The organism is Chryseobacterium tructae (assembly GCF_030409875.1).
GTDB classification, from domain to species: domain Bacteria; phylum Bacteroidota; class Bacteroidia; order Flavobacteriales; family Weeksellaceae; genus Chryseobacterium; species Chryseobacterium tructae.
Genome location: NZ_JAUFQR010000001.1, coordinates 1,705,317 through 1,718,765, shown reverse-complemented (window position 1 = coordinate 1,718,765; position 13,449 = coordinate 1,705,317). Strand labels below are relative to the sequence as shown.

16 protein-coding genes are annotated in these 13,449 nt (G+C 38.4%); 4 read left to right on the top strand and 12 right to left on the bottom strand.

Translation table 11 applies throughout. From position 1 onward, the window contains the following. Window positions 1–9: 9 nt before the first annotated feature. The 7 genes from QWZ06_RS08370 to QWZ06_RS08340 form a co-directional block, all read right to left on the bottom strand. A complete protein-coding gene (locus tag QWZ06_RS08370) occupies window positions 10–213 on the bottom strand; it encodes a helix-turn-helix transcriptional regulator (RefSeq protein WP_290297161.1) in 204 nt (67 codons plus the stop codon). Between the two features lie 329 nt (window positions 214–542). Then, the gene (locus QWZ06_RS08365; protein ID WP_290297159.1) at window positions 543–2,057 is read right to left on the bottom strand and encodes a hypothetical protein; all 1,515 of its coding nucleotides are present in this window, start codon (window positions 2,055–2,057) and stop codon (window positions 543–545) included. Between the two features lie 12 nt (window positions 2,058–2,069). Then, on the bottom strand, window positions 2,070–2,768 hold the full coding sequence (locus QWZ06_RS08360; protein ID WP_290297158.1) for a hypothetical protein: 699 nt from the start codon (window positions 2,766–2,768) through the stop codon (window positions 2,070–2,072). Window positions 2,769–2,924: 156 nt separating this feature from the next. Beyond that, entirely contained in the window at window positions 2,925–3,560 is a 636-nt protein-coding gene (locus QWZ06_RS08355) for a conjugal transfer protein TraD (RefSeq protein ID WP_290297157.1), read from the bottom strand. Window positions 3,561–3,572: 12 nt separating this feature from the next. After that, on the bottom strand, window positions 3,573–3,884 hold the full coding sequence (locus QWZ06_RS08350) for a DUF3408 domain-containing protein (protein WP_290297156.1): 312 nt from the start codon (window positions 3,882–3,884) through the stop codon (window positions 3,573–3,575). Next, window positions 3,881–4,282, bottom strand: a complete 402-nt coding sequence (locus QWZ06_RS08345) for a DUF3408 domain-containing protein (protein WP_290297154.1) — start codon at window positions 4,280–4,282, stop codon at window positions 3,881–3,883. Before QWZ06_RS08345 ends, QWZ06_RS08350 begins: the two co-directional genes overlap by 4 nt. Before the next feature lie 12 nt (window positions 4,283–4,294). Beyond that, window positions 4,295–5,062 carry a ParA family protein gene (locus QWZ06_RS08340; RefSeq protein WP_290297152.1) on the bottom strand — a complete coding sequence of 256 codons (768 nt, stop codon included), beginning with the start codon at window positions 5,060–5,062 and terminating at the stop codon, window positions 4,295–4,297. A 700-nt stretch (window positions 5,063–5,762) separates the two neighbouring features. Between QWZ06_RS08340 and mobA the strand changes: the two genes are divergently transcribed. Next, window positions 5,763–6,194 carry a conjugal transfer protein MobA gene (gene mobA, locus QWZ06_RS08335; RefSeq protein WP_290297150.1) on the top strand — a complete coding sequence of 144 codons (432 nt, stop codon included), beginning with the start codon at window positions 5,763–5,765 and terminating at the stop codon, window positions 6,192–6,194. Between the two features lie 8 nt (window positions 6,195–6,202). Continuing rightward, window positions 6,203–7,486, top strand: a complete 1,284-nt coding sequence (gene mobB, locus QWZ06_RS08330; protein ID WP_290297148.1) for a conjugal transfer protein MobB — start codon at window positions 6,203–6,205, stop codon at window positions 7,484–7,486. 68 nt (window positions 7,487–7,554) lie between these two features. On the opposite strand, the gene QWZ06_RS08325 is transcribed toward mobB, so the two are convergent. The 3 genes from QWZ06_RS08325 to QWZ06_RS08315 all read right to left on the bottom strand — a co-directional run bounded on the left by QWZ06_RS08325 (window position 7,555) and on the right by QWZ06_RS08315 (window position 9,273). Beyond that, complete coding sequence (locus QWZ06_RS08325) at window positions 7,555–7,710, bottom strand: hypothetical protein (protein WP_290297147.1); 156 nt, start codon at window positions 7,708–7,710, stop codon at window positions 7,555–7,557. A gap of 14 nt (window positions 7,711–7,724) precedes the next feature. Continuing rightward, on the bottom strand, window positions 7,725–8,564 hold the full coding sequence (locus QWZ06_RS08320) for an NAD-dependent epimerase/dehydratase family protein (protein WP_290297145.1): 840 nt from the start codon (window positions 8,562–8,564) through the stop codon (window positions 7,725–7,727). Between the two features lie 64 nt (window positions 8,565–8,628). Then, entirely contained in the window at window positions 8,629–9,273 is a 645-nt protein-coding gene (locus tag QWZ06_RS08315; protein ID WP_353959945.1) for a Crp/Fnr family transcriptional regulator, read from the bottom strand. A 90-nt stretch (window positions 9,274–9,363) separates the two neighbouring features. On the opposite strand from QWZ06_RS08315, the gene mobC reads away from it, so the two are divergent. Next, window positions 9,364–11,364, top strand: a complete 2,001-nt coding sequence (gene mobC / locus QWZ06_RS08310) for a conjugal transfer protein MobC (RefSeq protein WP_290297142.1) — start codon at window positions 9,364–9,366, stop codon at window positions 11,362–11,364. 17 nt (window positions 11,365–11,381) lie between these two features. Here the strand turns inward: mobC and QWZ06_RS08305 are convergent, their stop codons facing one another. Both QWZ06_RS08305 and QWZ06_RS08300 read right to left on the bottom strand, forming a co-directional pair. Further along, a complete protein-coding gene (locus QWZ06_RS08305; protein ID WP_290297141.1) occupies window positions 11,382–11,957 on the bottom strand; it encodes a helix-turn-helix domain-containing protein in 576 nt (191 codons plus the stop codon). Between the two features lie 8 nt (window positions 11,958–11,965). Continuing rightward, window positions 11,966–12,253 (bottom strand): cupin domain-containing protein, encoded by a 288-nt coding sequence (locus tag QWZ06_RS08300; RefSeq protein ID WP_290297140.1) that lies wholly within the window; start codon window positions 12,251–12,253, stop codon window positions 11,966–11,968. A gap of 157 nt (window positions 12,254–12,410) precedes the next feature. Here QWZ06_RS08300 and QWZ06_RS08295 point away from each other — a divergent pair, with 157 nt between their 5' ends. Continuing rightward, the gene (locus QWZ06_RS08295) at window positions 12,411–13,436 is read left to right on the top strand and encodes an efflux RND transporter periplasmic adaptor subunit (protein WP_290297139.1); all 1,026 of its coding nucleotides are present in this window, start codon (window positions 12,411–12,413) and stop codon (window positions 13,434–13,436) included. The last annotated feature ends 13 nt before the right edge of the window (window positions 13,437–13,449 follow it).

Here is a 13,449-nt window from a genome sequence, read left to right as displayed (position 1 = left end):
AGGTAATAGTTAACTTAGCTCTGTTGAGTTTAAAAACTCTTTAATATCCACTTTTAAAAGCTGTGCAATTTGAGCTAATGTTTCAACAGACGGTTGTATTTCATTAGTGCACCATCTTGACACAGTGCTTTCACTTTTACCCAGCTCTTTGGCTAGCCATTTACTAGTCTTAGATTGTTCGACCAATATAACCTTTAGTCTGTTGATTTTCATATAGTGCTATTTAATGAGCATACAGTGCGAATTTAATATTATAAACAATACAAACAAAGTAGGTCAGATAAATTTTGAGAGTATTTCAAGAAACTCTTAGCGAAACAAGAAGGGAGCTTGCTCACGCAAACTCCCCCGATATCAAATTCCCCAAATTACGTTTTCGCTAGGTCGAAGTCGTTTCTTTCATAGTTACATTCTACGACCTTTTCTTTTACTTATTGTTTCTTTTTCCTGTGGTTGACTAATGATAGGTTTTTGCTCTGGTTTTATCTGCTGCGTATAATTACGCTTGATGGTTTCCGCAAATCGGGTCTGATGCCAAGGTATTACTTTGGCTTCATGTTGCAGATGCACTCCCTCTTTTTTAGAAAGTCCGAATTATTTAAGTTCCCTGCCTTATTCTGTCCAATGGGATCAAGAGTACGCTTGCCGGGAATTTGTATTACAATAAGGTCTTCGGGAATTTCCTTTACATTGAGGCTCACTTCCTGAAAGGTATGTGTTCTTTGGTTGTAAGGAATGGTAAAGGTGTTGTCTTTGTGCGAATGATAATAATTGAGTTCTGAAAAAATGATGCCCCGTGACCAAACATCGTCTTTAGGTTGTAACCTATCGTTTAACAAGTCGATGTAAAAGGTATGCCCTGCGATATCTATGGTTGGTAAAATCCTTCTATTGGCAATTTTATCAAACGCATCTTGATTGACCATTAATATGAAATCGTCCATTTGCACTATCCGATCTTCGGAAATGTTGTGTTTCTTTGCCATGCCTATCGGATCAAGTTTCACAAAATCGGGTATTTCAATATATTTTGCTTCCCATTCAGAGTATTTTGTCAGACCTTTGCTCTTTGGGCTGAACCAAAATTTATAGCCTTCTGTTGGCAGTTCTTCCATATCCCTTATAGAAATCACATTTTTCGGGTTGTCTTTTCCACGCAATTCCAACTGATTGACATCCACAATAAATTCTACGCCGTCTATCTTATATATTGGAAGTTTCCTTTCTGTATCAGTGGCTATTCTATAAAGATGATCCTTTGGCTCATTAACGACATATTCGTCTTTTGGCAATAGCTGTTCCGAAACATTGCGCTTTATATGTTCTATCAGATTGGTTTCCGCCCAGGGCAGGGTTCTGGCTTCAAAGTGCATTTGCTTCAGGTATTGGGTGGTAAGGCTGTTTCCATGCTTTTTATCCCATCCCACTATATCCAAATCATACTGACCGGGGAACTGCACAATAATAATATCTTTGGGCAGTTCAGTCAGTGCTGAAACATCGTCTTGTTGAAATTCGCGGGTAGTAGGATTATATGGAATGACAAATGCCCGTCTATCACGGTCATAATAGTCTTTTATTTCCGTGAAGTTGATGCCTTTGGATTTAAAGTCGTCCTTTGGCCGTAGTTTGTTCATCTGTAGATCAACATAGAATGTATGACCTGCAATATCAAGTGTCGGCAATATGCCTTTATTCAGACGCAGATCGTGTAAACTTCCCGGCTTTATCGACAGTTCAAAGTCTCCCTTTGCTTTCACCGCTTCTAGACTAACGTTATATTTTTTAGCCATGCCCACTGCATCCATGCTCTTTAGTTCCGGTATCCTGATCTCGGGCGTACCTTGAGGTAAACCAAATTCAATTATCCGGTCAATGTCAGGGAAATTCTTTTTATTCAGATCATAATGAAACGAGTAGCCTCTTTCACCTGCGTAGTGCATGAGCTTTATTCGCATCGCATTTTCAGGGTTGGCTTTTTCCCTTAACTCTTCTTTGAGAACATCGACAATAAATGCAGTTCCCTTGATTTCAATTTCCGGCAGTTCTCTTCCCATTGTTCATCACATTTACATCCTTCTTCCTTTTTTTGTAGGCTGTTGAGGGATATTCTTCTTTTGTTCTGCTTGTTTTTTTCTTAACTCTTCGAGGTTTTCCTTTATGATTTCAGGCAGGTCTGTCTTTTCCCAAGGTATTTTCGGTGATTGATGTTCCATTTTAAAATCTATTGTCTTCAATCCCCATTTAGGGTCTCTGTTAAGGTTTATATTCCATCCGATCGGATCAAGCCGAAAAGCATAAGGCAGATTGATTGCTATTAAATCCTTCGGCAATTCCAAAATTTTCAGATAGTCCAGCTCTACGATTTCCCTTTTTATAGGATCATAAGCAAAGGTGTAATCTCCAATAATGTGGTCTGGATTTCCAAATGATGGTATATCGATGCCATGTGCAAACGGATCAGCTTTGGGAATAAGTTTATCTTTATCCAACTCCACTTGGAAAATTTCACCGGCTATATCTATGGTAGGAAGTTGACCTTTCTCCATACGCCTATCAAAGGCGTACTGGTTAACCATAATCTCAAAGTCTGTCTTGCCTCTCAACTGTTCTAAAGGAATTTTGTACTTAGTTGACATTCCAAGAGGATCAAGCTCCACCAGTTCGGGTATTTTTACTGTAATACTCTTTTCATCCGTCCAGATGTTGGGTGTATTCTTGCTTTGCAGTCCATAGCTAAATTGATACCCTCCCTCAATATCTTTCATCAAATGAAGTGACAAATGTTTCTTTCATCAGCTTTCTCCCGAAATTCTAATCTGTTTACATCAATGATGAACTCTGTTCCTTCAATAAGTATTGTGGGTAATTTCCTTTCCATAATATTCTATATTAATCATTAAACAATAAAGGGGAGTTGCCCTTCAGACAAACTCCCCAATGTCAAAGTCATTCAAATCATTTTTCCGCAAAGTGGAAGAACCAGCATCCGTTTCTGTAGCAAGCGTGCTATCCAAAAGCTCGGCTATTCTTCGGGATGCACCCTCAATGGAATTTTCTAATAGGCTGAATAATTCAGTACCCTGTAATCTTTGAACTATCGCCACCGCGGTTTCCTTTTGAGCCTGTTCCAAATTTTCTTTTTGGAGCAAAGCCTCTATGGAGCTTAGTTCGTCGTAGGTAACCCCTTGGGCAAGACTGTCATCGCTACCAGATATTCCGTACCTGTTCCATTCTTCTTCCTCTTCTTCAAAATCAGGCATATTGCTAAAAACTTCGTCCAGCTCTTCCTGCGGAATTTGAACACCGACGTTTTCATTTTCGTCGTATTCTATGTCTAAATTATCGGGATTTATCTCCCGTTCCTCTATTTGGCTTTCATTGGCAGTGTTTGGCACTGAAAGGCTTCTTACAGGCTTGGGCTGACCCATAATATCGGGCAGATTTGGATTAACTTTTTTCTGCATCGGCTTTTGTTCCGACTTTCTTTTAATGACAATCTTGTCCTGCAAAAGCAGGGCAATAACTATCAGCAGGCATATCACAATTACTATTTCCATAACATCAGATAATTATTCAAATGGAGATTTGTTTTTTTCGTTAAACTCCTTTGTAATCATATTCTCAAATACCCTGAAATGATGGTCAAGGACATTATTGAGATAGGCAAACAAGGGCATTTTATCATCGCCTATAATCTGTACAATACGGGTTAAACGCTCGTGATGTTCAGGGCTTAGGTATATGCTTTTATTGCCTCGTTTCTGTGTTTTATTCATTTGCAGAAATGCGTTTTCATAAGTTACCTGAACTTTTTCGTTTACACTTTCAGAATGGTTGCTTTGGGCAACTGCATTCTTATTTTTCTTTGCTTTTTTCATCATAAAATAGGTTTAAAATGTTCATTGAAATAATGGGTAATATCGTCCCCGTAATCTTTAAAATGTTGTTCAAGGATATTGTCAATATAAGAATAGAGCGTTGTTCGCTCTTCCCTTGTCAGTTGCACAATGCGAAGCAATCTTTCGTGGTATTCAGGACGTATGTAAACTACCTTGCCATTACGCCCTGACGGAAACCGATTGACCAGAAATGTTTCCTCATAATCCACTTTATTTGATGAACTGTTGCGGGCTTTTTCTCTTGGCTTGGTTTCCTTTGGAATATCCTGCTGCTTATTGGCTGACGGAGTAGCAAGCTCATCGCCGCTTATAATGTTCATAAGGTAATCCTCATCAACATCTGGCTTTTTAAAATCGTTGTTTTTGTTATCAGATGCCATAATTTGCGTTTTTTACAGATGAACGATTTTTAAAAATTCCTCAACAAACAAATCCATTTTGGTTGCTTTCATTAGCTGTGGTTCGGCAGGTAGTAAACTTGAACGGAATACATAATTGCCCGTATCGTCTGTTTCCTTACGAAAACGCTTGCTGTCCATTATCCTTGTTTCCATTATGGGCAGGTTGAGTTCTTTGATTACACTTTGATAGGCATCATACAAACCTGTTTTTTCCCTACCATCCACTTGGTTCCAGAACAGCCAAATCTCTTGTTCCGCATTGCCATCATCCGTTTGGGGAAGCCCGAGAAAAGCTTTGGTAAAGCCCAATGTACTCTCCACTACCAAACGGTCGGCAGTAATGGGCGAAAAGATAAAATCCATTTTTTTTAAAGTAGTCAGAACACCTTTGGTATTGGCTGTTCCCGGCAGGTCGAAGAAAACCACATCCGGCACAACCGCCGATTGGTTTGTATATTCCGATGCTTTGTCCAGAGCCGTTTCAGCCTTGCATTTGATAATAGGGTAAGCCTTTTTGTTGATGGCTTGGAACTGTTTCATTGCAGCTTTTTTGTGGTAGTCGTTCTGCATTATGGTTCTCTTATCCCGTTCACGCATATTGGTCAGGCTATGTTGCGGAAAGTCGCAATCCATTACCAGCACATTAAACCCTAAACGGTAATGAAGCACACTTGCCAGCAAGGTGGTCATTGTCGATTTTCCCACACCGCCCTTTTGGGTGGAGAAGCTGATTTTTAAAGTTCTCTTTGTTGTTTCCATTATTTAAAAATTTATTGTTACACATTTTATTTGTTTTGCGGGATTGCATATTTGTTTACCTGAACATTACCTCAATCCCATATTCCTGCTTTCCCTTTTGGGTGTTTTCCTGCACAGTTATTTGCTTTCGTTTTTGCCTTATCAGGTATATTCTTAGGCAAGTGGTAAACCTTGCAAGAGGTAAATTGCCTTACCGCTTTTATGCTTTTACACTTTTATAGTTTTATGCTTTTAAAACCTTATGCTTTTATTCCAAACTACCTTTTTGCAGACCCGATTTTCTTCCTTGTTGAAATACATTTTTTACTGCCTGCACTAAAATTATACGGCAAATAAAGCGATTGATTTATCCGCTTCTTGATGTGTGGCAGTGTTTGGCGTTCAAAGGCAGTGTTTGTCCGGTTAGTATATAGCAACACTTTTGTGAACAGGGCTTTACTTTGTAAAATGATTTTTATTAACGGATTTATGCAAAAGTCTTTTCACAAATCGGAGGGTAACGGGAACGGCATCGATCCGTTTTTCCCTGTTAAAATCAATCCGTCCCGCAGGGCGGATTATTGTGTTCATCAGAACACGGCAAGTTGTGTTTTGAGGCACTCGAAACCGAGTTAGTGCCTCAAAACAACTTGCCCTTAGCAGGGGGCTAAAAAACACTCTCCGAAGTCGAAGTTTTGTGTGGATTAAAAATGGATTAGTGATGAACGACAACAGTAACAAAAAACAGAATAAGGGCGGACGGAGACCTAAAACCGACCCAAGCATCCACCGCCACGTTTTCCGTCTTACAGACGAAGAAAATGCCAAACTTTTATCGCTTTTTGAAGCATCGGGAATGCCCAATAAAGCAAAGTTTATCATTTCCCTGCTGTTCAATAAGGAAATGAAATCGGTCAAAATTGACAAAGGAACGGTTGATTTTTATATGCGGCTGACTTCTTTTCACAGCCAGTTCCGTTCCGTAGGCGTGAATTACAATCAGATTGTGAAGCTGTTGTACCGTCATTTTTCCGAGAAAAAGGCAGCAGCATTTCTCTACAAATTGGAAAAACAGACGGCTGAAATGGCGGTGTTATGCCAAAAAATCATTCAGATAAGTGAGGAATTTGAAGCAAAGTATCTGAAAAAATAGCCTTAGAAATGATAGCGAAAATTGGCAGAAGCGGAAATTTATACGGTGCATTGGCGTACAATCAGCTCAAAGTGGAGAATGAAAACGGACAGATTTTGTTTGCCAATAAAATGATTGAAACCGCTAATGGTCATTATTCCGTTGCTCAATTAGCTCAATCTTTTGCTCCATACCTGATAGCCAACCGCAATACAGAAAAGCATACGTTGCATATTTCGCTCAATCCCGACCCGAAAGACAAGGTAAGTGATGACAAGTTTAGGGAAATGGCGGAAGAATATATGAGGGAAATGGGTTACGGCGAACAGCCTTTTGTGGTATTCAAACATACCGATATTGACCGTAGTCATATCCACATCGTATCGGTTTGCGTGGACGAAGAGGGCAAAAAAATTTCTGACAAGTTCGAAAAAATGCGGTCTATGAATGTATGCCGTGAACTTGAAAGGAAACACGGATTGATACCAGCCACGGACAAGGAACATAAACAAAATGATAAGGTATTCCTTCCAGTGGATTATCGGGCTGGAGATGTGAAAAGCCAAATCGCTTCGGTAGTACGACACCTGCCGAACTATTATCAATACCAAACTTTGGGAGAATACAATGCTTTGCTTTCCCTGTTCAATGTTACCACCGAAAAAGTGGAGGGCGAATTGCAGGGAAAGATGAAGCAGGGATTACTGTATATTCCTTTAAACGAAAAGGGAGAAAGAGCCGGACATCCTTTCAAGGCTTCCTTATTCGGAAAGAACGCAGGGCTACCAACTTTGGAACTGCATTTTTCAAAAAGCAAAGAGGCTTTGAAAGCCAATCCAACCCAAAAAACTTTACAATCCGCAGTTACCATTGCCCTGAAATCAACAAGTGATGAGCAGGCTTTTAAAAAGCAGTTAGGCGAACAGGGCATTAACGTGGTGGTGCGTAGAAATGAAGCTGGGCGTATTTACGGAATAACTTTTATAGATCACAATTCTAAATCAGTCTGGAAGGGTTCACGTTTAAGCAAGGAACTTTCTGCGAATACCTTTAATGATTATTGGAACAATAACATCAAACCGGATATAAAAGAACCTGCCATACAAAAGCCAAAAATATCCACCTCAGATGATGCGGATCTTCCTGCGGAGCAACCACACCATTTGTTCGACTTCTTAACTACACACAAACACGAAGACGGTTTAATTGAAGCATTGGGCGGCTTGCTACCCGAAGCACAGGGCGAGGATTATGAGGAACAGGATTTTACCAACAAAATGAAGAAGAAACGTAAACGGAAAAGAGGTCATTAATAAAGATATCCTAATCAGATATTTAGCGATTAGGATACCTCATTAAATCATTTGCTATCAATATGCATTTAAAGTAAAAACTTATTTTTTATCAAATAATCCATTGCTTCTTTTACTGCTTCTTTGCCATCTTTTGGATTAAATCCCAATTCATTTCTTGATTTAGAAATATCAAAATCCTGTTGCAAACCAGAGAACATAGCAATTTCCTTGGTGGTTAGCACAGGTGGCTTCCCGCTTAACTTTGCCGAAATTCCATCAGGCCTGCAATTGCATATAGTACGAATTTAGGAACAGAACCAGGTACTTTCAGTTTTAGTTCGGGGTAGAGTTCTTGGGCCAGCTTTGTTGTATCTGTAATAGTCATACACTTTTCGTTGGCAAGAATATAACGTTCTCCCGAGCGACCTTTTTGTGCTGCCAGATAACAGCCTTCTGCCACATCTTTCACATCCACCCAATTCAACGTAATTTTTGTGTCCATCGGAATTTGCTTGTTCAGTATCAATCTTAAAACACCATACGAAACATTCAAAGGAAGAAAAGCTTCACTACCAATCATAGCTCCGGGCATCACGGATACCAGTGCAATCCCCAATTCTTTAGCCCGTTGAAAAGCAAGCTTTTCACCATCATTTTTAGAATTGTAGTACATATCTCTTCGGTCAGGGTTGTATCCATTACTTTCTTTCGTAGGCAGATTAGTATAATCTAAAGCGGCAATAGAACTCACATAAACAATCTTCTTAACACCAGCATCAGCTGCGGCTTCAATTGTAAATCTGGTACCCTGTATATTCACATCATAGATTTCTTTTTTGGGATCTTTCGCCCACAACTTGAAAGCGGCACCTACAGCATAAAACGTATCCACTCCCTGCAAAGCTCTTACAAATGAAGCTTTGTCTGTGATATCTGCTTGTACAACTTCGCAATCCAATCCCTTGAAACATTCTTTGCTGTTAATATTGCGAACAGATGCCCGAACCTGAAATCCTTTTTTAATTAGTAACCTTACAAGATTATTTCCCAAATGTCCATTGGCTCCCGATACCAATACTAATTCCTTATTTGTCATATCTTTTGATTTTAAATGATAGGGCAAAGTTCAGCCTTGCTCATTCAAAACCACTTCACAAATGTTACTTAATAATCTGTTTGCGGATACGGCTCAGACTTTTTGGGTTCATCCCGAGAAAAGAGGCGATGTACTGCATCGGGACATTATGAAGCACTTCTGGATATTCTTCCATTAGTTTTAAATAACGTTTTTCTGCTGTCAGCGTTGCAAGTTCCTTGGAACGTTTTTCATTGTATGACAACGATCGCTGAAATACCAAAATGCTAAAATCTTTAAATGCAGAGCTTTGTTGTACAAGCAAATCAAGATCAGCTTTTTTAATCCGAAGAAGTTCACATTCTGTAATGCATTCTAGGTTTTCATCAGATTTTTTCTGATTAACAAAGTTATCATAGGAAGTAATGAAGCCCGGCGGACAATTAATATGCGTTGTCACTTCATCACCATTTTCATTGTAATGGAACAGACGTACAAAGCCCGAAACCACAAAATATAGGTATGCCGGTATTTTTCCTTCTTCTTCAAGAATACGGTTTTTAGGAAACATTACTGGTTCAAAATATCCAATGCATAAATCTCTTTCTAAATCTGAAAGAGTTGCATTTTGTGTGATAAGTTGAATAAGCTGATTGTGCATCTTGCAAAGATAAAAAACGAGTTGTTCTGCAACAAAAGGATTACTTATATTTTCATTGAACTTAGCCAAACACCGCCTCTCACAGCCAAACACTACCACATTCTTATAGCCACGCTATACAGCCCATAAATTCACGCACGAACATTAAAACTTAAAATAATGCAGGGAGAAGACGATTTAAGAGGCTTAGCCAAGATTATGGCTTTTATGCGAGCAGTAAGTATCATTATAGTATTGATGCACCTCTATTGGTTCTGCTACAGTTTCTTTATAGAACGTGGCTGGACGTTAGAAGTCATCAATAAGATATTGAGCAATTTTCAACGAACTGCCGGTCTGTTTTCACATACACTTTACACCAAAGTATTTGCAATAGTATTGTTGGCATTAAGCTGTCTGGGAACCAAAGGCGTGAAGAATGAAAAAATAACCTGGACTAAAATTTATGTGGCTTTGGGAATTGGATTTGTACTGTTCTTTCTGAACACATTCTTATTGAAGCTAACACCCCTCATTGGTACATTCTTTTATATCCTCACGCTTGCTTTGGGATATATTGCTCTGATGATGGCGGGTGTATGGATCAGCCGTTTATTACGCACCAACTTGATGGATGATGTTTTCAATAATGAAAACGAAAGTTTCCAACAGGAAACCAAATTGATGGAGAACGAGTACTCTGTCAATCTACCTACCAAGTTTTATTACAAGAATAAATGGAATGACGGTTGGGTTAATATTGTTAATCCTTTTCGGGCAACGATAGTTTTAGGAACTCCCGGTTCCGGTAAATCCTATGCCGTTGTAAACAATTACATCAAGCAGCAAATTGAGAAAGGATTTAGTATGTACATCTACGATTTTAAGTTTGACGACCTTTCTACCATTGCCTATAATCATTTACTGAAGCATCGGGACAAATATAAAATTCAACCTAAATTTTATGTAATAAACTTCGACGACCCACGCAAGAGCCACCGTTGCAATCCTCTTAACCCTGATTTTATGACCGACATCAGCGATGCTTACGAAGCGGCTTATACCATAATGCTTAACCTTAATAGGTCGTGGATACAGAAACAGGGCGATTTCTTCGTGGAAAGCCCAATTATCCTATTGGCAGCTATAATATGGTATCTAAAAATATACGAAAACGGGAAGTATTGCACTTTTCCTCACGCTATTGAATTGCTGAATAAAAAGTATTCGGACGTATTCACAATTTTAACTTCCTATCCCGATTTAGAAAACTATCTATCACCATTTATGGATGCCTGGCAAAGTGGTGCACAAGACCAATTACAGGGTCAAATTGCTTCAGCTAAAATTCCCTTATCGAGAATGATTAGCCCACAATTATATTGGGTAATGACAGGAGATGATTTTTCGCTCGATATAAATAACCCAAAAGAACCGAAGATTTTATGCGTTGGCAATAATCCCGATCGTCAAAATATTTATTCCGCAGCATTAGGCTTGTACAATTCAAGAATTGTGAAGCTTATCAACAAAAAGGGGCAATTAAAAAGTTCAGTTATCATTGATGAACTTCCTACTATTTATTTTAGAGGATTGGATAATCTTATCGCAACTGCGAGAAGTAATAAAGTTGCGGTTTGTCTGGGCTTTCAGGATTATTCGCAATTGATAAGAGATTATGGAGATAAGGAAGCAAAGGTTATACAAAATACCGTTGGTAACATTTTCAGTGGTCAGGTAGTTGGCGAAACAGCAAAAAGCCTTTCAGAACGCTTCGGGAAAGTATTGCAGAAACGTCAAAGTTTATCAATCAACAGGAATGACACCTCAACTTCAATATCGACACAATTAGATAGTCTTATACCAGCTTCTAAAATCTCAACACTCACACAAGGTATGTTTGTAGGTTCTGTTTCCGATAACTTTGATGAGCGTATCGAACAAAAGATATTCCACGCTGAAATTGTAGTAGATAATGCAAAGGTAGCTGCCGAAACCAAAGCCTACAAAAATATACCGGAAATATTATCCTTTGTAAATGAAGCTGGTGAAGATAGAATGAAACAGCAGATTGAGAAAAATTACCGTCAAATAAAGTTAGACATAGTTAATATAGTTGAAAATGAAATTGAACGTATTAAAAATGATCCTGATTTACAGCATTTAATTACAGATTTGTAGATAAATTTCTTTTCCTATTAAGAATGTCGGTATTCATTAGGCGTCATACCGACCTGCTTTTTAAAGAATTTCCCAAAAGAAGTTGCATCAGCATAGTTAAAATACTCTGCCAATTCTTTAATAGTTATTTTTGAGGACTTGATAAGAGCCTTTGCTTCCGCAATGATGTACTCAAACACCCACTCGTTGACCGTATTTCCAGTCTGCTGTTTTATGATGGTAGATAGGTACTTGGTTGATAACAGCAACTTTTCTGCATAAAACAAAGTATCTTTTTCATATCTGTAGTGTTTAAACAAAAGCTGATAGAACTCCCAGACCAACCTTTCTTTTTTTGTCAGGTTTTCGGTATCTAGTGAGGTATGGTTCTTTTCGATCAGGGCAAACTCATACATCCCGGACAATAGGGTATGTTGTATAATCTGCCTTCTAAACAAACTGTCCCCATGATTATATTTTTCAAACAAATTATCATAGAGTTTCATCAATATTTTATACTCTTCAATATCTGCTCTGAAATAGGAATTCTGCCGTGCATCAGGATAAAGGTATGAAGCATCGAACGCAGATACAAACTCAAGTGAGATTAACATATATTTCATCAAAAATCACTACTTATTTCTTCTGGGTCGTATTGGACAATAGTTCCCGGTGAGAGTGCTATTACATCTCTTTCAGACAGAGGTATTGCTTTCAAGTTCACGCTTATAGAACCTCTCCCTTTTGTACATATACCAACAAGTAAGGAATTAATCTTTACTGGATGTTCGAGGGTGATACCAATAATATCCTCACTTGTATCTGATATTGCGAAATCATTCTTCAGGTTGTCATCCGCCGAATTCAAATGCGATACTTCTAGTGTGTAAATTGTTTTATTTTTTATCATCACATCATCTTTTAAGACAAATAAACCAAAAAAAATCAATTTAACCGTCCATTATTCCAAAAATCGTACCATGTGACTATATATTAGGAATGTATGACCTTTTTAATGTATACCATACATCGCAACTTTGCAATGTTAAAATATTGAATTAATCGGTATGAAAATTAGAAACTACTTAGTAATCGCCTCTCTTATCCTTCTTTTCGTTACAGGCTGTAAGAACAAAGAAAAGGAAACCCAAACTGAACAGCAGATTCCAGTAAAGGCAGTATTGATTGCCTTAAATGATATTGACGGACAAAGAAAATATATCGGTTCAGTCGAAGAATCTGCACTAACCCAACTTAGTTTTCAGGTTGCTGGAAATGTGAAGCAAATACTTGTTTCGGAAGGAAGCAAGGTCCACGCAGGTCAACTCATTGCAACTTTAGACAGAGCCCGGTATCAAAAGGCCTATGAGGTTGCAAAATCCCAGAAAAAGCAAGCTAAGGATGCTTATCAGAGACTTAAGATTATTTATGATAATAAGAGCTTACCTGAGATCAAGATTATTGAGGCTCAATCGCTTCTCGAACAAGCAGAAGCTGCGGAGTCGCTTGCTCTAAAAGATGTAGAAGACTGTAACCTCTATGCTCCTTACAGTGGCGTAATCGGAACCAAAGTTATTGATTTAGGTGCGAATGTAGCTGCCGGAATGCCAGTTTTCACCGTACTTAAAGTAGATAAAATACGGGTTAAAGTTTCCATTCCAGAGAATGATATAAAAGAGTTGAAAATCGGGGATGATGCAAATGTCTATGTAAAGACTTCAGATAAGAGTTATACTGGAAAAATTGTTGAAAAGGGAGTTGTTGCCAATCCATATTCCAGAGCCTACACGGTTAAAGTGGATATTTTAAATGGAAAAGACGAATTGCTTCCAGGAATGGACTGTAACATAACATTTAAGTCCGATAACGTAACAGGCTACTCACTTCCAATTTCTGTAATTCAAATTTCAGCAAGGAATGAACGATATGTCTGGAAGGTTAATAAAGACAATACTGTATTAAAACAATCAGTAAAAATAGGCGAGCTGACTTCTGATGGAGTTGTCGTACTAGAGGGGCTTGGAGAAGGAGACCGAATTGTTACCGAAGGTTTTCAGAAAATCTTTGAAGGATCTAAAGTTATCGTTAAATAAAAATTTGAACTAA